Source organism: Nocardia panacis (genome assembly GCF_003598715.1).
Lineage (GTDB): Bacteria > Actinomycetota > Actinomycetes > Mycobacteriales > Mycobacteriaceae > Nocardia > Nocardia panacis.
The window spans coordinates 65,360-88,350 of record NZ_QZFU01000006.1 but is presented as its reverse complement, the minus strand read 5'-3'; the positions used below and the strand labels follow the sequence as shown (position 1 = coordinate 88,350).

The following is a 22,991-nucleotide window of genomic DNA, read 5'->3' as shown; positions in this document are numbered from 1 at the left end:
CCCGTATTCTGCGGCCTTCTCCCCGCTGGGAAATATTCTCCCGATGCCGCATAGTCGAGGAAAACATGGCGGCAGTAGGGATTTCGAGCAGCCGAAAGGCGGTCGGTGATGAGCGATGGCAGGTCGGTCGCATGGTGCCGGGGCTGATGGGCGGCGTGGACGACGCATTGCGTTCACTGCTCGACCTCTACGGAACCGGTGCGCCCGCGCCGGATCCCGCGGTCGGTGATGTGGGTGAGATCGTCGCGGGACTGCCCGATCCGGCATCCGGTCCCAGCGGCTATGACAACCGCAGACAAGAACACCAGTCGACCGCGCAGGAGCAGTCGGACAAGCAGGGTGCGGTATCCGGGGCGGTCGCCGAATCCGCGACCGGAACCGTCGGCGGCCGCAACGCGTTGACCGATCAGCTCGCCGAATTCCGCAGTCGCGTCGGCGCGGCGAGCGCGCTCGGTGATCCGCGATTCAGCGGACCCGCGCTGCTCGATGCCGCGAACTCCAGCCTCACCGCGGCCACCAAGCAGGTGGACGCGGATATCGCTGCGGCACAGCAGCGCGCCGCGCAGATCATGCCGCCCGCCGTGCCCGCGGCGGCGCCGGCCACGCCGCCGGTGCTGCCACCCATGGCGCCCTTGGCTCCCGCGATGGACAGCGAACGACCCCGCCGCCTGCGTCACCACCGCGGGCATGCCCGCCGCGCCGGACACAGCGGGATGTTATCGGATGGCACGACCGGTGGCCAGGCGGTCGAATACGCCAGTGCCTACCTCGGCACGCCGTACGTGTGGGCCGGGGGCGGCGCGGGCGGACCCAGCGGCGGCGGTTTCGACTGCTCCGGGCTGACCCAATACGCAATTGCCCAGGCCAGCAACGGGAATGTCGTTCTACCCCGAACCACCTACGACCAGGTCCACTGCGGCGAAGCCGTCGATCCACGCGATGTGCGACCGGGGGATCTGGTGTTCCCGAGGACCTCGTTGAACCAGTATGGTTCGCCGGAACACGTCCAATTGGCCGCGGGCAATGGGATGGTCATCGAAGCGCCGTACACCGGAGCGAGCGTGCGATGGAAAGAGATGGACAGCAATGTGATCGTCCGGCGGGTGCTCTGACTCGGGGGAGAGTTCGTGGCAATCGAGTTGCCGCATGAGATCGCGCTGTTCCTGAACTTCTGCAACATACCGTGGCCGGATATCAACGAGGACGATATCGACAGGGCCGGCGAAGCGGTGCGCAGGTTCTCGCGAAGTGTGAGCGCCACCCACGGGGAGGCGACCCAAGCGATCAAGGATATGGGTCAGCACTACTCCGCCGCGTCCTACCGAGCGCTGGTCGAATCGTGGGCGCAGATGAGCGGGACACATATGGCCGAACTCGACGCGGCGTGCGACTTCGTCGCCTCCGCACTGCACGGGGCGGCCAAGATGATCACTGCGGCCAAGCTCGCGGTGATCGCTCAATTAGCCTGGATGACACGGACTTTCATGTCCTCGCTTTTCACCCCACGTGCGGCTGTCGGACCCATCATCGCCTCGGCCGCCCGCGAGATCTGTAGGCGGCTTGAGCAGTCGGTGCTCGGATACCTCACCTTCGATTTGGTGAGCAAAGCCATCCAACCGCTGGAGCAGGTGATCGCGCGGATGGTCGGCGACATCATGTACAGCGGGTTGAGTGCGCTGCTTGACGTGCCGACTTCGGCCGCCGCAGCTCCGCGAAGCGGTCATCCCGCCTACGCGTCGACGCCGTATTCTGTTGCCCCACCGGTCGATACCCGCCCGACCGACCAGCTCTACCTCGATCCCGCCGAAGTCCTTCGCTACTCGCAGTTGCTTGAACAGTTGGCGCAAGATGTTCTGAACCACGCCGATACCTTCGGCAATGACGTTGCGCCATTGACTTTCGAGACACCGGCGGGGCCGGGCTACACCACATCTCCCGGCCCGACCGGACCCGGATATTGGGGACCGGTGCGACTGCCGTCCGACTTGCCCTGGCACGTCCCAGATTCCGAGTACCTGAGGGGCTCGCCGGATACGCCGTCGGGTGTGTCCGGTTTTCCGTGGGCCGCAGTGCCACATGAACCCTCCTCGGCCATCGGCGCCGGCGGCAACGAGGGCCTGCTCGCCCCCTATACCGGCATGGACCCTTCGGGTCCTCCCAGCACCGATTCCGGTCCGGCACATATCAACTCGGGCACCGAGTCGGACCGGCCCGCTTCGCGGAGTATCCCGCCCGACTCGATCGACGCGCCGCATCTGCGGCACAGTTCCGATTTCGGACCCGCCCATGATTCGGGGCCGCCGCAGCATTCGATATCGAGCCCGTGGCACTCCCCGAATACGCACGCGGCGAACAGCATCGACCCAGCGCGACAACCGGATCAGGTCGATCCCGGTCGCGCACCGGCTGTGCCCGCAATACCCGACCATCCAGAACGGACCCTGTCACCTTGGTCGTCGGCCGCCGGAATGTCCGTCGCCGGCTCCGAGGCGGCGGGCGCGTCGAGCCCGCCCGCCGGGTGGTCCGAGAGCCGGAGCGCGGCAGCGATCGCGCCGCTCGATGGTATCGGGCAGTCCCTCGATTCGGTCCCCGAACCCGACCTGCCGCGTCCGGTGTCCGGCGGCAGCGGCGCGACTCCCGCCACCCCGTGGCGATCTGCCGGGCATCGCAGGCGTAAGCGCCGTCGCCTGTCCGCGAAACGCGCCGCCGCCGAGCCGGTTTCGGGGACGGATGATGGCGTGGCGCCTGGCAGCGGCACCCCGTGGTCGAAATCCGCCGAGGGGATCGATCGGTCCGCGGTCTTCGCTCCTGCCGAGCGGGTGCGAAACTCGCCGGAGCGGCCGAAGGTGATCGCGCCTGCGGTTACCGGGCCGGAAGTGGCCGGGCCGGAATCGATCTCGCAGCCGCATATGCCACCGAAATAGATATCGGCCAGCGGTGCCGGATTCCGCTGGCCGATATCGGGGTTGTGGGGCCTTCAGGATGAGGGACTGTTGGCCCTATGGACTAATGTACACCTGAATAACGGCACGATCAATAGTGTGTCGATAGTGGATGGTTAATTTTGAGGGTTGCAGATTGGGGCTCGCGCGGCGAAAGCCTGGTGCGCACCTCGTCGCGCTCGGCGGTGCGTATTCATGCCGTGGAGTAGCCATGGCTTCTAACGTCACCGGAAATTCCCAGCGGCGGCGATAGGTCCCGGCGCATCGCTGGAGATGGGGGTACTTTTGCCGCCGAAAGCGCCGCCCACTGCGGTCATTTGCCCGGTTTTCCCGTGCATGGCGCGCAGCGAGGAGAATTCGCCGCACGGGGCCGGTCGATGGGGCAACCGGCCCCGCTGCAGACAGGTCATCGGCAGGGGTTCCGCTGACCTCGTCGCGCTGTCGAGTGGTCTGGCTCCACTTGGGGTGACGCGCGGTTGGGGCCTTCAGGATGAGGGACTGTCGGCCCTGAATCGAATGTACCCCCATGCATCGTGCCGATCAATACCGTGCCGATAAATGACGGTCAGGTCTGACATTTCTCATCGATGGGAATCGGTGCCGCCCGGTCGACACCGCCGATGGATATCGTCCGCACGAGTCCAGATCGGCGGAAGGAAATCCGAGTTGTCAGCGGCCGAAGACGCGTTCTACACCGGTGTTCAGAGCCTCGGCTTGGTCGCTGGAGGTGTGCGCAACGAGGCGCACGCGGCTGCGGCCTTCACAGCGGCGACGGACCTCGATCCGGATATGTGCGATGCCTGGCTCGGACGTGCCATGGCGGGGGAGATCACCTCCGAGGTTGTGTACGGGGCCTATCGCTCGGTCCACAACCTCTACCGGGACCAGCAGCGAGCCGGTCTGGTGGATCGCGCGCTGTGGTGCCAGGTCGAGGTCGGCATCTTCGGCCTGCGGGTCGCCATGGCCGACCGCGATCAGATCGCGGTGGCGCAGGCGTGCTTCTATGCCGATGGCGGCGAATGGCAGGAAGCCGCCGCGATTCTCGACGAGCTGCGCGGCGATGAGGTCGCCGCCTTCGTCAGGATGTCGCTGGCCTACCGCACCAAATTGTGGCCCGAGGTTCTCGCGGCCAGGTCCGCGCGTCCGGCTTTGGATGACGGACTGCTCGATATCGCGGCCGAACTCATGGTCGCCACCGCCCTCACCCACCTGGGCCGCTTCGGCGAGGCGATGCCTCGGGCGCGTCAGATCGTCGAGGACAGCGCCTCCGGCAGCCTGTCCTACATCTGGGCCGATGCGCACTTCCTGCTCGGAATGCTGTTGCGGCACATTGGAGAACAAGAGCAGGCGGATCGAATCCTCAAGGGGCTCCAGGGCTCGGGTCTGTGGTCGGACCGCCCGGAATGGCAGCTCGCGGTTCGCGACGGTTCCTACCGGCTCGAGATCACCTCCGCCGAACTCATCGCCTCCCGCACCAATACCTGGGATCCGGCCTCCGGCGACGATCCGGTCGAACTGGCCGCCTCGGCCGCGCAGGCAGGCCGCGAAGCGTTGCTGGAGGAGGCATCGGAGTTGCTGCGCGCGCAGATCGGGATGGATTCGGTCAAGGAGCAGGTCGACCGACTCAAATCCGGTGTGCTCATGGACCAGGTCCGGGTCAAGCGCGGGCTCGCGGTGGAATCCAAATCCCAGCATCTGATCTTCTCCGGGCCGCCGGGAACCGGAAAGACCACGATCGCCAGGGTGATCGCGAAGATCTTCGCGGGCCTCGGCGTCGTGCAGAACTCCGAGGTGATCGAGGTGTCGCGCAATGACATGGTCGGCACCCACCTCGGTCACACCGCGCCGAAGACCAATGCCCTCATCGATACCGCCATCGGCGGTGTGTTGTTCATCGACGAGGCGTACACCCTTATCCAAGAAGGACTTTCCGGTGGTGATGCCTTCGGTAAGGAAGCCGTCGACACGCTGCTGGCCCGCATGGAGAACGATCGCGACAAACTGGTGGTGATCATCGCGGGCTACGACGACGAGATCGACCGCTTCCTGGCCTCCAATGACGGGCTCGCCTCCCGCTTCACCAAGCGGATCCGGTTCTCCAGCTACACCGCCGATGAACTGGTGCGCATCGCCGATCACATTGCCAACAAGAAGGATTCGATCCTCGCTCCCGACGCGCGCGAGGAGTTGGAGCGCCGCTGCGGGCAGTTGACCGAGCAGACCAAGCGCGGCCGCAAACTCATCGATCTCGCGGGCAACGGTCGTTTCGTGCGCAATATCGTGGAATCGGCCGAGGCCGAGCGCGATTACCGATTCACCAGGGAGAACGCGAATATCGCCGAGATGACCGATGAGCAGTTGATGACCATCGTGGACTCCGATATCGCCGCGGCCTTCAATAGTCTGGCGCCCAGCGCGGCGAACTGATCATCATGGCGCGCTTCCGGGTGGTGACCAAACACCAGATCTCGGGATGGCGTTTCCTGCTGCACCGGATCGAACACGCGCTGGTGCGCCGGGACGCGTCGATGGTCGACGACCCGCAGCGCGGGCGCGCCACGGCATTGACCGTGGGTGTGGTGCTCGCGTGCGTCGTCATCGCCGGGTCCGCGGCGCTGGCCTTCTTCAAACCCGCCAAGCGGGTGGGGGATTCGCGGCTGGTGGCGGAGAAGGACACCGGCGCGCTGTTCGTGCGGATCGGCAACCGCCTGCATCCGGCGCTGAACCTCACCTCGGCGCGCTTGATCCTCGGCGCGGCGGACAATCCGGTGCAGGTGTCCACCGAGGAGCTCTCCCATCTTCCCCGTGGTCCGCTGGTCGGGATACCCGGTGCGCCGGACAGTATCTCCGAGGGCAATGATCTGAATTCCGTTTGGACGGTGTGCGATACGGTGCGCCCCGGCGGCGCCACGCCGATCAACCCGGCAACCGGCCTGCCCACGACAGCCGGTGCTGCCATGCGCAGCACGGTCATCGGCGGTCCGATAGTCATCGATGGCGACGGAATTCGCGAACTCGCCAACGACCAGGCTCGGCTGCTGCGCGACGACACCACGGCCTGGCTGGTCTATCGGGACAGCGAGAAGGGCATTGTCCGTGCCGCCATTGATCTTTCGGACGCGCCGGTCACGCTGGCACTGGGCATCGACGCCACCGCGCCGGTGCTTCCGGTGTCGAAGGGGTTGATCGGCGCGATTCCGGAGGTGCCGCCGCTGCGGGTGCCCTCGGTGCCGGGTGCGGGCGCTCCGGTGACGCTGGCCTCGGGGCTGACCCTCACGGTCGGATCAATCCTCACGGTCTCCGCGCCGGAGAAAGGCGCTTCCTACTATCTGGTCTCGCAATCCGGTGTGGTGCAGATCAGTTCGGTGCTGGCCGCGATGATCCGCAATGGCGATACCCGTGGGATCTCGACCTCCGAGGTCGCGGCCCCCGGCGTGATCGCCGCGAATCTGCGCTCCGGCGCCTGGCCGGGGACGGCCGCCTATCCCGCCAAGCCGGTGCGCATCGTCGACGCCGACCGCTCCGTGGTGAGTTGTTTTCGCTGGTCGCGCGGTCCCGCTGATCAAGCCGCCGTCAACACCCTGCTGGTCGGACGACAGTTGCCGCTCGCACCGGAGGATCAGGGACGGCCCGTGGAGTTGGTGAGCGCCACCACATCTCGGGGCAACACCGCCGACGCCGCCTACCTGTCCCAGCGGGTCGGTCGGTTCGTACAGGTCACCGGGGTCGATCCGGCCTCGCCGCGGCGCGAATCGCTGTTCTGGATCTCCGATAGCGGCGTCCGCTACGGCATCGAGACCCATCAGCAGGATTGGCGAAGGGATCCGGTCATCGCCGCGCTGGCGCTGCGCAACCCGGTGCCCGCGCCCTGGAATATCGTGTCGCTGTTCGCGGTGGGGCCGGTCCTGTCGCAGGGTGACGCGCGGCTGCAACACGACGCGATCCCACCCGGCAAGGTGGTCGCCGGAATCGGAGGACCGCCCTAGTGACCACCACCCGTCGGTTCGTCCGTCCGGCCAGGACGGCGCGCGGCCCGAAAGCTCCCGCCGTCACCGAACTGCGCCTGCAACCGCCGACGGAACTGCCGAAACCGGTGCCGCCGTCGCGGTTGAAGATGATCATGCCGGTCGTCATGGTCACCGGGATGGCCGGAATGATGTTCATGATGTTCCGCAACGGCGGGGTCGGCGCCTCGCCGATGTCGATGTTCTTCCCGGTCATGATGCTGGTGTCGATGTTCGGCATGATGGGCGGTCAGGGGGGCGGCAATTCCGGGTCGGCGAGCCTGAACGAGGAGCGCAAGGACTACCTGCGCAGCCTGACCGATAATCGAAAGACCGTGCACGCGGCCGAGACCGAACTGCACGCCTATCTGGGCTACACCCATCCGGGACCCGCGGAGATCGCGCGCTTGGTCGGCACGCCCCGCATGTGGGAGGTGCAGGTCTCGAGCCCACAGTTCCTTCGGGTGCGGGTCGGGCGCGGGCGCATCGCCAACCAGGTGCGCGTCATCGTCCCGGACGCGGCCCCCACCTCGGATCTCGATCCGGTCGGTGTGGTCGAGGTGACCCGATTCGCCAAGGCGTATTCGACGGTCGGCGGGATGCCGGTCGCGATCAACCTGCTGTCCGCACCGCAGATCGTCCTCGATGGCGAGCCGTCGGACGTCGGCGCGTTGGTCAGGGCGATGATCGCCGAGATCGCCGTACTGCACGGACCCGACCAGGTCGGGATCGCCGCCGTGCTGCCCGATCCGGACGCACCGGAGTGGACCTGGCTGAAATGGCTGCCGCACGTGCAGCATTCGGGCGATTCCGACGCGATCGGCTCGGGGCGCATGGTGTATCGCAGCGTGTCGGAGTTGCGTGCGAAGCTGCTGGCCGGGCTCAATCGCGGACCGTTCTCCGCGAACTCCGAACCAACGCTGGACCGTAAACACTTCGTGCTGATCGTCGCGGTCGGCGGTGCGGCCAACGAACGCGATGTCTCCGGAATCGACGGCTGCACCTGGCTGCGGTTGGGCGCACCGGAACAGACCCTGCCGCGTGCGTTGAGCTTCACCCTCGACGGAGAACGGGTGCTGCACGAGGTGACCCCGCGCGGCGCCCGCCGGGTCGGCCTGGCCGACGCCATGCTGCTGCCGTCGATGACCGCACTGGTGCGCGGTCTGTCCCCGTTCCGATTGTCCACGGTCATCGAGGCGGTCGCCGCCGAACAGGCCAGCGGCGGCACGACCTGGGAGGAATTGGTCAGCCTCGCCGATCCCGGCGATATTCGCCTCAACGAGCATTGGCTGCCGCGTCGCGACGCCGACCGGTCCCGCCTCAATATCCCGTTCGGCCACGATCCGGCGGGCGGGGTGGTGCACCTCGACATCAAGGAATCGGCCGAGGAAGGGATGGGGCCGCACGGCATGTGCATCGGCGCGACCGGTTCCGGTAAGTCGGAATTCCTTCGCACCCTGGTGCTTTCGGCGGTCACGACGCACGCACCCGAAGTGCTGAACCTGCTGCTGGTCGACTTCAAGGGCGGTGCGACCTTCCTCGGCTTCGACCGGCTGTCCCACGTGACGGCGGTGGTGACCAATATGGAGGAGGAGGCCGATCTCGTCACCCGCATGGAGGACGTGATCAATGGCGAAATGGCGCGCAGACAGCGCATTCTGCGCGACGGCGGCAATTTCGCCAGCGTCGCCGACTACGAGCGGGCCAGGGAGCAGGGAGCCGATCTGGCGCCGCTGCCGACCCTGCTGATCATTCTCGACGAGTTCGCCGAACTGCTGGAACAGCATCCCAACTTCGCCAAACTGTTCGTCGCCATCGGCCGACTCGGCCGCTCACTGCGCATCCACCTGCTGCTCGCCTCGCAGAAGGTGCCCGCCAGCCGCATGGGTGAGCTCGAGGCGCACCTGTCGTATCGAATCGCCTTGCGCACCAACCAGACCAGCGATTCGCGCGACGCCATCGGCACCGCCGACGCCTACCATCTGCCGAAGAAGCCGGGCGCGGGCTATCTGCGGGTCGGCGCGGGTGATCTGCAACGGTTCCAGGCCGCCTATGTCGGCTCGCCGTATATCGCGCCGTCGCGGACCGCGACGCCCGCGCAGCGTGCCCGGCGCGCTGCGGCGGGCGGCTATCGTCCGCCGCAGTTGTTCACCTCGGCCCATATCCAGGAGCGACAGGTCCAATTGCCCGAGCCCGTGCCGAGTGCGCCGGTGGTGACCCCGGAGGGGGATCCGGTCACGGTTATGGAGACCGCGTTGCAGCAGTTGGCGGGACACGGGCTACCGGCGCATCGAATGTGGCTGCCGCCGTTGGAAATTCCCCCGACCCTCGACAAGTTGCTCGGTGCCGTCGTCCCCGGCTCCCTGACATTGCCGCTGGCGATCATCGACAAGCCCCGTCAGCAGCGGCAGGACATTTGGATGATCGATCTGTCCGGAGCATCCGGCCATATGGCCGTGGTGGGCGGACCGCAGTCGGGCAAATCCACGGTATTGCAGACACTGATCATCTCGGCCGCGCTCACCCACACCCCGGAGCAGGTGCAGTTCTACTGCCTCGACTTCTCCGGAGGTTTGTCGGCGATGCGCAATCTGCCGCATGTGGGGGCGGTGGCGGCAGCCAGGGATGCCGACCGCATCCGACGCACCTTCGCGCTGATCAACAATCTTCTCATCGCCAGGCAGACGCTGTTCGCCGAACTCGGTATCGATTCGATGCGCGAATTCCGGCGCAGGCGCGCCGATCCCGCCGCCGCTGCCGAACTGACCAGGCGCGGCGACGAACACGGCGATGTCTTCCTCGTGATCGACGGCTGGGATCTCGGCTTCGCGGTCTCCGGGCCGTACTACGAGGACTACATCCCGATGCTGGAATCGTTTGCGGTGCAGGGCCTCAACTACGGCATCCACCTGGTGCTCAGCAGTTCGCGCTGGGCGGCGCTGCGGCCCGCGATCAAGGACATGGTGCAGTTGCGGGTGGAGATGCGCCTCGGCGACCTCACCGACACCACCTTCAGCGCGCATCGGAGCATGGTCGCGGCCATCCCCGCCGACCGCCCCGGCCGCTGCATCTCCACCGACGCATTCCACATGTTGACGGCGCTGCCCCGCATCGACGGTCTCGGCCACGCCGACTCGGCGGGCGCGGGCTTGGCGGCCGCGGTGGAGGAACTGAATCGACGGTATCCGGGGCGAAAAGCGCCCGAGGTGAAACTGCTGCCCGCGCAGATCACGCTGGCCGATATCCGCTCTCGGCTGCGCCCACCGACGACACTGGCCGAGCGCCTGGTGGTGCCCTTCGGCGTGCGCGAATCCGACCTCGGCGCGGCCGCGCTCGACTTCGGCGTCTCCACGCACTTCATCGTGCTCGGCTCCTCCGGTTCGGGTAAATCCACGACCTTGGCTGCACTGCTGCGCTCGATCGGCGCCCAGTTCACCAAGGACCAGGCTCGTGTCCTGCTCATCGACTACCGGCGCAGGCATATGGAGGAGATCCCGGAGGACATGGTCATCGGGTATCTGAGCAATGAGCGCGAGGTCAGGGGCGGTCTACCGGCATTTGTCGAGAAGATGCGCGGCAGGCGACCACCGGCCGGCGTCACCGCACAGCAATTGCGGGAGCGGTCCTGGTGGGAGGGTCCGGAGATCTTCGTGGTGATCGATGACTATCACATGGTCGCGCAGCGCGGGTCGGTGAATCCGCTGGAACCATTGAAAGAAATTATTGTCGACGGCCGCGACACCGGTATGCACGTAATAGCCGCTCGCAATATCGCGCAGGCCGATACCGCTATGTACGACAACGTTCTCGGGCAGATGAAAAACGTGAACTCCTCCGGCCTCATTCTGGACGGATCGCGGCTGGACGGCATGCTGATCGGCGATGTGAAGGCCACCAAGCAGCCGGTGGGGCGCGGAATCTTCGTCGAACCGCTGCGATCCACCAAAGATCTCGTACAGGTTGCCTGGTCACCCGAATCCTGAGCCGATTCCCTTGAATGGGAATGAATTAATGTTCTTTCTGTAGTCGCACCCAGCTAAATAGGCACCTAGGGGACTTTCATGGACCACGAAAAGGTAACTCCTTCGCGAATGCCTGCCCATGCGGCACGGCTCGGCGACATCGAAGCCTCCATCATGGGTGCGGTGGTATCCACCGGTGGCCTTGCCTTCCCGGCGGCTGCCGGATTCGATCCGGTCAGCGGATTCCTGGCCAGAACCGTGCTCGGGACTGCGGGTGCGGCGATGCTCGACCACACCGCCGAAGGAGCGCTCACCCTGACCCCCGCGAGTGCGGCCGTGGTGGAAGCGGGGATCACCTACGCCGCCGCCGATGCGGCCAGTGCTGCGGCGGTCACCGCCACGGCGCCACGTTCGGTCTAGGCGAGCGGAGTTCCGGTTATGTCGGAGGCGGTCAGTCTCGCCATGCTGGTCGGAGCCGCCTCGGGGGCGCTCGACCTGGTCGGGATGGTCCTGTTCGAGGCCGCGCCGCCCGAGGTGATCGCCGTGGCATTGCGGGGTGACGGCAAGGGTGCGACGAGCCTGGGCGACACCGCATCCGGCTATCACCACATGGCGGGGCAACTCGACTTCGCGGCGTCGGATGCGATGGCCACCGTGCGCGATATGGCCGAGCACTGGGACAGTCTCGCGGGCTCCGAAATGCAGGCGCGTCTGCTCGATCACGCCAATTGGTTGCAGCAGCAGTCGATGGCCGCCCGGAAATTGGCCGGTATCGCGACGAGTGCGGCAGTTCTGTACAGCGCCGCCGTGGCCATGGCCCCGAAACCCGAGGAGGTGGCTGCCAATCGAGCGGCCGCGGCGGGGTTCTCGGCCGCCGCGCCGACGAGCGCGGGAGCCGCCGCGGCGCTTGCGATCACCGAACTTCATTACTCGATACTGCAAGCGCGCGCGACAGTGGCCATGAACTCCTATATGGCGGGTGCCGTTGGTCTTGTCGGCCAGCTACCTGCTCTGACACCCGCGCCGCAGATCGCGACCCCTGGCGCCGGTCCGGTACCGGTGAGTGACCTGTTGGCTGAGGGTGGCCCCGGAACGGGCGGCGAGTCGTATCGGTTCGGTTCGAGATCGCACTATGTCCCGCCCAGCATCGGTGGACCGCATGACCTCAACAATTCCAACACCGGGCCGTCCTCCGGACACACCCCCGGCGGTGGCGGGACTGGCGGTCAGTCCGGAAACCAACCCGCACCGGGACCGAACCAGCCCGGCTCCGGTTCGCAGACCGGTCAGCCGCCCGCCGAACCGGGGCGGCCGCCCGTCGATCCGCAGCCGCCCGCTCAACAGCTCCCTCCCGGCGACCAACCGGCGCCACCGGATCTCGCACCGTCCATTCCGTCCACCGGCGACCCCAGTTTCGATCGGGTGTTCGAAGGGGCGGATCAGTCCGGTCCGCTCGGTACCTCGCCCTATTCGTCTACCCTCGCCGGATTGAATGCGGGTGGTTTCGGCAGTTCCGTCGGCGCGAATATGCTGCGCGGCGGGATGGGGACCATGTCCGGCTCGGGGACCGGATTTCGAATGCCCACCAATTGGCGACCCGCGGGAAGCCCGACGGCATTCGGGGCGGGAACCGGAAATGCGGGCGGTCCGATCGCACGCACGGCGCCACGCCGGGGTGTGACGGCATCGAAAGCGACCATGCGGCGACGGCGGGACAAGGACGAGGAGAAAACGTCCAAGATATTCGTGCCCGGCGTCGTATCGGAAGAAATTCCGGTGCTCGAGCGTCCGCCGGTGATCGGCGTCATCGAATACGACGACGCCGACCGCGGGGAGGAGTCGATGCCGGAGCCGGTGCTGGTCGGCGTCATCGAACACGTCGAGGACGAACCGGTGCTCGACACCACTGAACGTCCACGGTAGCCCGCACCGGGGCCGAATGAATCATTCGAATGCGAAAGGAAAAATTTCAATGGCATTTTCAGTCAGTCTCCCCGTGCTGCAACACACGGCGCATGAGACCAGCGAATGCAGTCGGCAGTTGGAGTCCTTCATGGTTCGGTTGGACAGCTCGCAGGGAGATCTGCACGCCGCCGCATCGAGCGGTGCAACCAGCGCAAAAGCGCAGCAGGTGCTCACCGCGGTCCGCGAGTTGGGTGGGAAGTTGGCCACAACGCTGGACAGCCTGCACCAAGATCTGATCAACGCGGGCCGGACCTACCACAACGCGGACGTCGACGCCAACGCCGAGATGGACAGCGTGGCTCCCGCCGCATCCAGCGTCGTCGACCTCAGCTTTTCCTGACCCGACGATTTCAGCTATTTCGAGAAAGGCAGTGAACAATGGACGACAGTAGAATTTCAATCAACTTCAAACATGTTGATGCTGCTACTGACAGTATTCAGCAAATTATCGCTGGAATGGCCTTGCTGTTCGAGCGTGTAGAGAATCTCAAGGAAACGTTGCTGTCGGAGTTCACCGGTGATGGTGCCGATTCGTACCGGGCTTATGGGAATCAGCTTCAAAATGATCTCAACGAGTACAAGGAGTTGGGTACTCGGGTCAACGCGAAGGTCTCGATCACCGCGGGTTCCGGTGGCCATCTCCAGAATGCTGATTTCAGGAACGCGGCCATGATCGGCGGCGGCGCCTTGCGGCGAGCATAGCTCGGTGGAGGATGATCCGGTCGCCATCGACCTGAATGTCGACGGTGCGCTACTGCTGCGGGAACTGGTCGGCATCGACACCTACCCCCTGGTGTTGGCGGTGTGGCCGAACATTCTCCGGCGCGATGACCGGGATCGCGTGTACGCGGTCGTCACCGAGGAACTCACCGAAGTGGGCATTCTCGAAGACGGCCGCGTACATCCCGTTGTCGAACACTGGGTCCGGTGCCTGGCACGGCCGGATATCGAGTTGGCCGCTCGGATCGCCACGGCGGGACCCGACGGCGGGCTACCCTCCGAGGTGTTGCGAATGTCGCTGGTGCGCAATGGGGATACGCATGTCCTCGCGGTCCGTTCCGACGACCACGTGGTGATCCAGTCGGTCTTCCACGAGGGGCGCGGACTCGAAACCCTGGCCGCCGCACTGGCGGCCGCACTGGGTTCGGCTCCCGCGCTCACCTTCGAACCGCTGACCGTTTCCACCGGACAGATGCACGAGTTTCCCGAGGAGCAGGAGGAGCGCAGGCGGGCACTGATGGAACTGGGCGCGCACCCGCGTTCGGCGCTGGTGCTCAGTCGGGCTTTCGACGAGATCCACCGTCGCGCCGAAATACTGATGATCGAGCACCAGGACGGCACCGATCCCCAGCCGGACCTGTGCTTCAGCGTGTTCGACACCGAATCCGGGCGATTCGCCGTGACCCCGCGCATCGCATTGGACGGCGAAACCAGGGTCACCTACTCTCCCGGCGACGATGCCGCGCTGCGCACCGGCGTCGAAGCACTGGTCGAATTGCTCCCCGGCCGAAGCTGGTTCGATACCAGCCGAATTCGCTGACCCGCCCGCCTCGAGAGGACGACCACATGAGCCGAGCACCGAGCCGCAACGGCAACACCGTCGAATCCGTGCGCTCGCGCGGCGGCTATGACGCCTACTTCTCGCCGGAGCAGCAGGGCGGGTCGGTTCCGGTGGCGGGATCGGGAGTCGAGCCGTCCGCGAGCGCGCCATCGGCGCCCGGACCGGTCGACTCGGATTTCGCGGCGCGTCCTCCCGAGAGCAGTGAAATCGGCTCGCCACCACCCGATTCGATGAGCAGCGGGCTGAATCCCGAGCCGGCCTCGCAGATCCACTCGGCCGCAATGCCACCGCGCATGTTGAACTTGGAACCGGACCTGCCCAACGGTGGCCGGGTCGAGCCGCCGGTGATCTCGCACAACCCGCAGCCGAGTGCGCCCGATTCGACATCGGACCAGCCCCAGCCGCCGATCGATACCAGTTTCGTTCCGTCTGGAAACGTAGCGCCGCAATCCCATGTTCCGCCCGCCGATCCGACGCAGTCCACGTACGTGCCCTCGGCACCGCCGTCGTTCGCTAGTCCGACCTTGTCGCAGGCGAATTCCATCCCACCGAGCCCTCCGTGGAACACCTCCGAAGCCAATCCCATTCAACCGCAGGGCTATCCGGCTGCCGAGACCTTCGCGCCACCGCCCAACGCAGGGGTCACCTATCTGCCGATGAATCAGGCACAACCCGAGGCGAATACGAGCCAACCCGGTGTCGGTTGGACCCCGATGGTGCACAGCGCGCCCCAACCGGCGCATTTCGCCGAGCAGAATCCCCCACACCTGCCGGACCGTATCGAGCGTCCGGTCTTCGAACAGACCGAGGCCCAACGCGTCGAGGTGCTGCCCGCCGCGTTCACCTCGATGGAACTGTTCGCCGATATCGCCGCCGCCAAACGCGCACACCTGCAATCGAATGCGGGCATGCGCGGCGCGCTCAACAAGGTCGGCTTCAAATTCGGGCTCTCGCCCGCCGAACAGCGCACCGAGGATCGCCGCGCGCGGATCCGCCGCCAGCTCACCACCACCTATCAGATCGCGGTGATAAGCGTGAAGGGCGGCGTCGGCCGCACCACCGTCGCGGCCACCCTCGGCTCCACCTTCGCCAAGATTCGGGCCGACCGGGTCGTCGCCGTCGATGCCAATCCGGATTTCGGTGACCTGGCCACCCGCACCTGCCGCCATCCCTATGGCCTGACCCTGCGCGACCTCGCCCAGGCCGCGAATCTCGACGCGTATTCGGCGGTGCAGTCGTTCACCGCGATCAATTCCGCCGATCTCGCGGTGGTCGCCTCGCCGTGGTCGACCGAGGCGAGTTCCGCGCTCTCCGGCGAGGAGTACGTGCTCGGCGTCGATATCCTGCGCCGCCACTACAACCTGCTGATCGTGGATTGCGGTACGGGAGTGCTGGATTCGGCCACCGCGTCGGTGCTGCGGACCAGTGACGCCGTCGTCGTGGTCACCCCGGCCACCGTGGGCGGGGTGACCGGTGCGGTCGCCACCATCAATTGGCTCAGTTCGCACGGCATGGACCGGTTGGTCACCAAGTCGATCATTTCGATCGTGCACCATCGCCCGGACAAGCCGATCGTCGCCGTCGAGGCGATCGAGAACCTGTTCGCCAACGCGCAGCGGCCGACCTGCACGGTGCCCTACGATCCGCACCTGGCCGAAGGCGGCGAGATAGATCTGCGCCTGCTCGGCGAGGACACCGCGCTCGCCTTCGAGGATTTGGCGGCCGCCATGGCCGACGGCTTCCCGACCTATATGGCGGGCGGTCCGGACCGAGGAGGATGGCGATGACCGCCGCAGCGCCCACCGCGAGCCCCGCCACCGCCGAGGTGGTGCGGGCTCGCGTCGCCGTGATGGTGGCCACCTATCAGGTCGATGTGGTGTTGCCGACCAAATTCTCCATCGAGACCTTCATCGACGATCTGATCGGTGTGCTCGCCGCGGCCATCAAGGACGAGTCGGTCGATTTCAATCCGCCTGTCGGCCAATGGAGTCTGGCTCGTCCAGGCGAGGCCCCGATGCCCCGTTGGCGCACCCTCGAAGAGGACGACGTGGTCGACGGCGCGGTGCTCATGCTCTCGGCCGTCGAATCCGCCGAGGTGTTCACGCCTTTGGTGGAGGACATCACCGACGCCCTCGCGCTGACCAATGAGCGCGAGTTCGCGGAGTTCGATGCCGAAACCACCGCTCGGGTAGGCGTTTTCGGACTGGGCCTGATCTCGTTGGCCTGCGCGGGCGCGCTGTCGTGGTCCTGGACCAGGACCGGATCGCTGCTGTGGTGCGGCGTCCCCGCGCTCGCGCTCGCGCTCGCGTGCTGGATCGCCGCGATTCAGGTCCGGCGCAGGGGATTTCCGCCCCTGGTGTGTCTCGGGTTCACGCTGTCGGTGCTGCCGCTGCTGTTCGTCGGTGGCGCGATGCTCGTGCCCCCGCCCTATGACGTGCCGGGGGCATTCGGTCCGGCGAACCTGACGGCGGGCGCGGCCTTCGTTGTCGCCGCCGCCGTGACCATGCTGCGTCGAACGAATGGCGGGATCGCGACGCTGATGGCCGTGACCGCGCTCGCGGTGACGGCGACCATCGCCCTGCTGCCACTGGTCTACCTGCATCTGGCGGTTCGCCAGGTCGCGGGTGGCGCGGTGTTGATCGGACTGATCCTGCTCACCTCGGCCCCGCGTCTGGCGGTGGTGATCGCCCGCATCCGGCCGCCGGATCTGCCCGACCCCGGCAACGAGGTGTCGCCGGGCACCCTCACCGATATCTTCGAGACCGAATCCGCGCAGACACGGGCCGAGGCCGATGGCCAGTCCGACAACGAACCCGAGCGGGTTCGCGAGGGCGTCGGCATCGAGCAGCGGGCCCGGCTCGCGGTGATCAGCCTGCGCGGCGCGATCGCGGGATTCGCGGCGCTGCTGTCGATCGGCACGGTGGTCGCGGCGGCCGCGAGTCCCGGCGGAATCCGGGAGATCGTGCTGGCGGCGGCGGTCACGGGTCTGCTGATGCTGCGCGCTCGCTGGTATCCCGATCGGGTGCAGGCGATTTCGCTGATCGTCGGGGCCACCGTGACCCTGTTGGGCACCGCCTGGGTCCTGGTCGACGCCTATACGACTCCGATCGCCCGGATGGTTGTCGTGTTGGTGGTCGCGGCGGCGGGTGTCGCGGGATGTGTCGCGGCGATACAGCTTCCGGGGCGGCGGCTGTCCCCGGTGACGCGACGGGTGATCGATCTGTTCGAATACGCGCTGATCCTGGTCGTCCCGGTCATCGCGGTGTGGGTCATGGGTGTCTACACCGCCATGCGAGGCATTTGATGCGGATGCGGAAACTGGTCGCCGTCGCGCTGACCGGATTGGTGTTGGCCGGTGCGACGGGAACGGCGGGTGCGGTGGAACCGCCGCAGGCCCTCGTCGGTCCGGTCCCGGCCGACGATCCACCCGGACCGGAGATGCCGACCAAACAAAACAACGCATGTCTGGCCGCCGGGGTGCTGCGCGACAGCGACCTCACCCAGGCGCCGCCTGCGGAGGCGGCGCTCGAACTGCGGCGCGCCCGGTCGCTGAGCCAGGGCGCCGGAGTGACGGTCGCGGTGCTCGACACCGGGGTATCGGCGAATCCGCGACTGCCGAATCTGGTCGGCGGCGGCGACTACGTTCTCGGCGGCGGGGACGGGCTGGCCGACTGTGATGCGCACGGCACGCTGATCGCCGGAATCATCGGTGCCGCAGGCGCTCCCACCGACGGATTCGTCGGCGTCGCTCCGGACGCGCGCGTGATCTCGATCCGGGTTCGCTCCGGAGCCTTCACCTTCGACAAACCCCCGCAGAACTTCGACCAGCTCCAGCAGCTCAGCTTGCAGATCAGAACGTTGGCGCGGGCCATCACCCACGCCGCCAACCTGGGCGCCGGTGTGATCACGGTATCGCTGCCGATCTGCCTACCCGCCGATCTGGGCGTGGATCAGTCGATGCTGGCCCTCGCGATCGGCTATGCCGTCCATCAGCGCGGCGCGCTCATCGTCACCGGTGCGGGCGACACCGGAAACCAAGGCTGCCAACAGAATCCGGATATCGATCCGACTCGGCCCGCCGATCCGCGCAATTGGAACGGGGTCAAGACGATCGCCACGCCCGGCTGGTACGACTCCGAGGTGCTGACGGTCGGATTCACCGGCTCCAATGGCACGCCCATACCGGATTCACTGATCGGACCGTGGGTTTCGATCGCGGCGCCGGGAGTCGGCGTCGAATCGCTCGGCCCCGGTGGTGGCGGGTTGATCAATGGTGTCGGCGCGCCGGACAAACTGGTGCCGGTCGGCGGGGCGTCGTTCGCCGCGGCGTATGTCAGCGGGGTGGCGGCGCTGGTTCGGTCCCGATATCCGAACGAGACACCCGCCGATGTGATCGCGCGACTACGGGCCGGTGCGCACGCACCGGCCCGCGGCGTGGACAACGCGGTCGGCTCCGGCATGATCGATCCGCTCGCGGCGCTGAGCTTTCGGTCCGCGCCGGTCGCGGCGACCGGCATCTACGAGTCGCGGGCGCTGGTCCTGCCGGACCCGCCGCGTCCCGAGGACAAACGGCTGGCGACACATGCGCTGGGGGCGATAGTCGCGGCGTTGGTGTTCGGTTCGGCCGCACACGGCCTGGAGTTGTTGCGGAGGCGCCGGTGAGGATGCCGAGTGTTCGGATCGGCCGGGTCGATCGCGGGCCGTTCGGCGCGACGGTGGTTGGTGGCAGCGTGGTTTTGGTGGGAATGTACGGGCATACGCCGCTGTGGTCCTGCGTGAGTCTGGCTACGGTGGCATTGATCGTCGTCGGAGTGCGCGTCGCGGGACGCACACCGCTGCGATGGACCACCGACTGGCTGGAGTTCCGATTCGGCCGCGCCGCCCGAGCGCGCCTGCTGACGGGACGCGCGACGCTCACCGATATTCGGGTGGCCGCCGGGGTGTGCGGAATCCGCACGGACGGAACGACTCTCGTCGCGATGATTCAGGTAGCCCCCGATCTGGATCTACCGACGGTGATCGCCGAGCAGACCGTATACACCGAGGACACCGTTCCAGTGGAGTTGCTGGTCCCGCTGCTGGATCAATTCGGGATCGCGGTCGAGATCGATATCGTGACCACGGGGCAGCGGGTCCGGTCGACCGGCAGTTACAGTCTGCTCTACGACCAGTTGATCGGATCGCATCCGGTGGTCGGCAATCGGCTGACCTGGTTGGTGGTCCGACTCGATCAGGAGCGCAACCTACCCGCCTTGGCCCAGCGCGGCCCCAGCGCGGTGGTCGCGCCGAAGGCGTTGGCCACCGCGGCATTTCGTATCGCGGGCCGACTGCGCGAGCAGGGCATCATCGCGCACGCGCTGCCCGCGTCCGCGGTGGGGGAGGCCTCGCGACTGCTGCACTCCGGTGTGGAGCTGTCCGACCTGACCGAGCGATGGACCTGTTTGACCACTTCAACCCCCGGTCGCTGCGTGACGAGTTTCCGTATCGACTGGACGCGCTTGGAAGGTATCGATCTGGACGACTGTTGGTCGTGGAATCGCGGCCAGACCACGGTGATGGTCAGTCTGTCCGGCTCGGGCGAGCACCCCAGGGGCCTGGTCCGCTTCGTCGGCCCGGCCGTCGAGGACCCGCTGCCCGACTATCTGCGCCCGCTCAGCGGTATGCAGTCGGCCGGCCTCATGGCTTCCCTGCCCACCGGCACACCGATACCCGCCCTCGCGGGGATGGCGCCCTCGGCCGACGGCGCACCGGCGGGGTTGCTCTCCGAATTGCGCATCGCCATCGGCCCGAGCGGGCAGATTCTCGGGTCGATCAGTGGCCAACCGCGCCATACGCTAGCCCTTCCGCTTTTCGATCCCGCGCCGTACAACCCGCGCCGCCGGACCATCGATATCCACGCGGAATTGCCGGTGGCCCAGCAGATCGTCCTGCGCGCGACGGTGGTCGGCGCGGAGGTGGAGGTGCATACGGCGCGTCCCGATCGCTGGCGGCAGTTGGTCGCGGCGGTGGGCGACGCGCGTTCGCTGCGTTTGATTTCCGACGGTGTGTCCACCGGGCAGAGCGGGGCAGGCGCCGCGACGATCGCGGTCTTCGACAAGATGCCCGCGGGAGCCTCGACCGCGCAGACCACCATGACCATCGCCGAACCGGGCGCGCCCCGGCGCGCTCAGGCCGACCTGGCCATCGATCAGGTCGCCGCGTCGGTGGTCGATGTCAGAATTCCCATGCGAACGGTTCGGGTCGACCTGATCGAACCGAGGGGCGAGACCCGCTATGTCGCCGCGCCGGTGCCGCCGGTGCCGCTGGCGGCGGACGCCGGTCGAACAGGATGAGCAAATGGAGGCGGTAATGTCGGTCGGTGTGGTAGCGGACTTCCAACCCGACAGCGGCGAACTCGAACACCGGGAAGACGAAGCCGCGCTGACCCCGAGACAAGCCGCGGCGGCGCTGTTCTCGAGTCGCCTCGCCCAACTCATCGCCGAATCCTCGGTATCCACCGAGGACGGCTCCATGCGCTCGCTGACGCTGTACTCCCTGGCCCAGCACTTGGAGTTGGCCTATCCGGACGTCCCGGTCTCGCAGTCGGGGCTGTACCGACTCATCCACGGCGATGCCATCCCCCGGCTGGATCTGATCATCGCGCTGGCGCGGGTATTCGATGTGCCACCGGAGTATTTCGTGTCCGAGAACGGTCGGGGCTGAGCAGATTTCCGTCGGGTGTCGGGCGGACTTTTGTCCGTTTTCTGGGTCGATAATCCTTCCCATTCATGGGAAGTTTGCGTGATCCGTCGCCGCGATCGCGCTGGATAACATCCCGGATATGCCGGATTCGGATGCGGGAGATGTGATTCTGCGCCATCGCGGCGCGATTCTGGACGCACTGCTCGCGGATCCGGCCCTCGGGCCACCCGTCGGCGCGCCATCGGTTCCACCGATGATCGAGGACCTCTCCCTCGGTCCGCTGTTCGCGACGGATGTCGACCCATCGATCCTCAGCGTCGCGGCGCCGCCCGCGCCGCCCAGCGCACCGGTGTCCACGCCGCGGCGCGCGCGGGCAAGCGATCGGATCAACGCGCTGCTCAGTGGGCACGGCCTGGAGTCGGAGCCCGCGGGTTTGTCCGCCGAACTCTCGGCGCTCACCGGCCGGCCTCCCGAGCCGGAACCGCCCGAGCCCGAGCCGAAACCGGCTGTTGGTGACCGGGTCGGTCCCGCGCTCGAACAGGCGCGCGGGCTGGTGTCGAAACTCAAGCGGCCCAGGGTGCTGCTCGGGATCGCCGCAGTGGTCGTGGCGTTGCTGGTCATCACGCTCGCCCTGTCCAATGGCGGGGGCAACGAGAAGCAGGCACTGGTCGTCCCCTCGGCGCAACCCGCGCCGAGCGCCGCGCCGAAGAGCGAGACCCCCGCCGCACCCGCGGCGGGCAAACCACTGACGGTGCGCGCGGCGCAGGCGCACTGCCCAGCGGGCAGCACACCGCCGATGGACGCTTTCGGTGGGCAAACCGGCAAGGCATGGTCGTGCATTCGGGCCTATCGGCTCGACGGCCAGGTGCTGACCATTGATCTGGGCGGCGCGCACGATGTCGATTCGATCGGCATCGTGCCCGGTTGGGACCAGATCGGATCCGACGGCGCCGACCAGTGGTCGAAATACCGTACGGTCAGCCTGGTTTCGTACCAATTCGACAATGGCAAGACCTACAGTCAGCAGACGCTGGATCAGCGCATCCTGGTGACCACCAAGATCGAACCTCCGGTGCGCACCTCCAAGATCACCTTGACCATCCTCAAATCCAAGGGCGACGCGGCCGTCAATACGACGGCCATCTCCTCGATAGTGGTGACGGGCCAATGACGCAGCCGATCTGTCAGTACTGCTCGCATCCCAGCCGCTCCACCGATGCCACCTGCGCCAATTGTGGTGCGCCGCTTACCGTGGCGCGTGCCGCTCCCGCGGCCCCGATCGCGGCGCCGACGGTCGGTCCGCGAATGGTCGAGCCGATCCCGGTTGCCCGAGCAGGCAACAGCCTCGAGGAACGGTTGGAATCCTTTGTCGGGCAGCGGCATTCGCGTCGACCCCTGCGGATCGCGCTGCTGTTCACGGTCATGCTCGGGGTGTTGGCGGTGCTCGGGGTTCGCTCCTGTGTGGCCCATCTGCCCTCGCTGTCGAGCTTGCCCGCCGTGCCGACCATGCCCGACATGGTGCGTTCCGCGCTCAACTGCCGGCCGTTCTCGTCACCGGACGCGGATGAGAAGTGCGTCATCATGGCGAACAATCCGTTGTTGAACGGGGGGATCGCGGGTGGCGCCGACCTGACGGTCTACCTCCAGCAGGGTGCGCCGGACCGCTTGCAAGGCGTGATCGCGAAGTGGCAAGCGCAAGGCGCGCAACCGATCTCGGGTGGTCGCACCTTCGTCGCGATCGGACCATCCGCCAATGTCATGTTCGCCGATACCCGCAGCGGTCTGCGTTTGGAGACCGGCACTTTCGCCAGTCGCGGCGCAGCTCAGGCCTTCATTTCCCGCTCCGGGCTACTCTTCTGAGTTCGTACTACACTCC

The 22,991-nt window shown here is 66.8% G+C and carries 17 protein-coding genes; all 17 read left to right on the top strand.

Annotated elements, in window-relative coordinates:
* Window positions 1-131: 131 nt before the first annotated feature.
* The 17 genes from D5S18_RS00810 (at window position 132) to D5S18_RS00725 (ending at window position 22,975) form a co-directional block, all read left to right on the top strand.
* Window positions 132-1,112, top strand: coding sequence for a C40 family peptidase (locus D5S18_RS00810; RefSeq protein WP_120036909.1), 981 nt, complete (start codon window positions 132-134; stop codon window positions 1,110-1,112).
* A 15-nt stretch (window positions 1,113-1,127) separates the two neighbouring features.
* Window positions 1,128-2,924 (top strand): WXG100-like domain-containing protein, encoded by a 1,797-nt coding sequence (locus D5S18_RS00805; protein ID WP_120036907.1) that lies wholly within the window; start codon window positions 1,128-1,130, stop codon window positions 2,922-2,924.
* 684 nt (window positions 2,925-3,608) lie between these two features.
* Window positions 3,609-5,369, top strand: a complete 1,761-nt coding sequence (gene eccA, locus D5S18_RS00800; protein WP_120036906.1) for a type VII secretion AAA-ATPase EccA — start codon at window positions 3,609-3,611, stop codon at window positions 5,367-5,369.
* A gap of 5 nt (window positions 5,370-5,374) precedes the next feature.
* Window positions 5,375-6,928, top strand: coding sequence for a type VII secretion protein EccB (gene eccB / locus D5S18_RS00795; RefSeq protein ID WP_120036904.1), 1,554 nt, complete (start codon window positions 5,375-5,377; stop codon window positions 6,926-6,928).
* Complete coding sequence (gene eccCa, locus D5S18_RS00790) at window positions 6,928-10,929, top strand: type VII secretion protein EccCa (RefSeq protein ID WP_120036902.1); 4,002 nt, start codon at window positions 6,928-6,930, stop codon at window positions 10,927-10,929. Before eccB ends, eccCa begins: the two co-directional genes overlap by 1 nt.
* A 108-nt stretch (window positions 10,930-11,037) precedes the next feature.
* On the top strand, window positions 11,038-11,328 hold the full coding sequence (locus tag D5S18_RS00785) for a hypothetical protein (RefSeq protein WP_147403789.1): 291 nt from the start codon (window positions 11,038-11,040) through the stop codon (window positions 11,326-11,328).
* 18 nt (window positions 11,329-11,346) lie between these two features.
* Window positions 11,347-12,831 carry a PPE domain-containing protein gene (locus tag D5S18_RS00780; RefSeq protein ID WP_120036898.1) on the top strand — a complete coding sequence of 495 codons (1,485 nt, stop codon included), beginning with the start codon at window positions 11,347-11,349 and terminating at the stop codon, window positions 12,829-12,831.
* 49 nt (window positions 12,832-12,880) lie between these two features.
* On the top strand, window positions 12,881-13,213 hold the full coding sequence (locus D5S18_RS00775; RefSeq protein ID WP_120036896.1) for a WXG100 family type VII secretion target: 333 nt from the start codon (window positions 12,881-12,883) through the stop codon (window positions 13,211-13,213).
* A gap of 38 nt (window positions 13,214-13,251) precedes the next feature.
* A complete protein-coding gene (locus D5S18_RS00770; protein WP_147403788.1) occupies window positions 13,252-13,575 on the top strand; it encodes a hypothetical protein in 324 nt (107 codons plus the stop codon).
* Window positions 13,576-13,579: 4 nt separating this feature from the next.
* Window positions 13,580-14,413, top strand: coding sequence for an ESX secretion-associated protein EspG (locus tag D5S18_RS00765; protein WP_120036892.1), 834 nt, complete (start codon window positions 13,580-13,582; stop codon window positions 14,411-14,413).
* Between the two features lie 26 nt (window positions 14,414-14,439).
* Window positions 14,440-16,221: a MinD/ParA family ATP-binding protein gene (locus tag D5S18_RS35530; protein WP_239003449.1), complete on the top strand. Its 1,782-nt coding sequence runs from the start codon at window positions 14,440-14,442 to the stop codon at window positions 16,219-16,221.
* Entirely contained in the window at window positions 16,218-17,738 is a 1,521-nt protein-coding gene (eccD, locus tag D5S18_RS00750) for a type VII secretion integral membrane protein EccD (RefSeq protein ID WP_239003448.1), read from the top strand. The genes D5S18_RS35530 and eccD overlap by 4 nt, the downstream gene beginning before the upstream one ends.
* The gene (gene mycP / locus D5S18_RS00745; RefSeq protein ID WP_120036886.1) at window positions 17,738-19,096 is read left to right on the top strand and encodes a type VII secretion-associated serine protease mycosin; all 1,359 of its coding nucleotides are present in this window, start codon (window positions 17,738-17,740) and stop codon (window positions 19,094-19,096) included. Before eccD ends, mycP begins: the two co-directional genes overlap by 1 nt.
* Before the next feature lie 2 nt (window positions 19,097-19,098).
* Complete coding sequence (gene eccE, locus D5S18_RS00740; RefSeq protein WP_120036884.1) at window positions 19,099-20,766, top strand: type VII secretion protein EccE; 1,668 nt, start codon at window positions 19,099-19,101, stop codon at window positions 20,764-20,766.
* Window positions 20,767-20,782: 16 nt separating this feature from the next.
* Window positions 20,783-21,136: a helix-turn-helix domain-containing protein gene (locus tag D5S18_RS00735; RefSeq protein WP_239003447.1), complete on the top strand. Its 354-nt coding sequence runs from the start codon at window positions 20,783-20,785 to the stop codon at window positions 21,134-21,136.
* A gap of 118 nt (window positions 21,137-21,254) precedes the next feature.
* The gene (locus D5S18_RS00730) at window positions 21,255-22,286 is read left to right on the top strand and encodes a discoidin domain-containing protein (RefSeq protein ID WP_120036880.1); all 1,032 of its coding nucleotides are present in this window, start codon (window positions 21,255-21,257) and stop codon (window positions 22,284-22,286) included.
* A complete protein-coding gene (locus tag D5S18_RS00725) occupies window positions 22,283-22,975 on the top strand; it encodes a hypothetical protein (RefSeq protein WP_147403787.1) in 693 nt (230 codons plus the stop codon). Before D5S18_RS00730 ends, D5S18_RS00725 begins: the two co-directional genes overlap by 4 nt.
* Window positions 22,976-22,991: the final 16 nt, after the last annotated feature.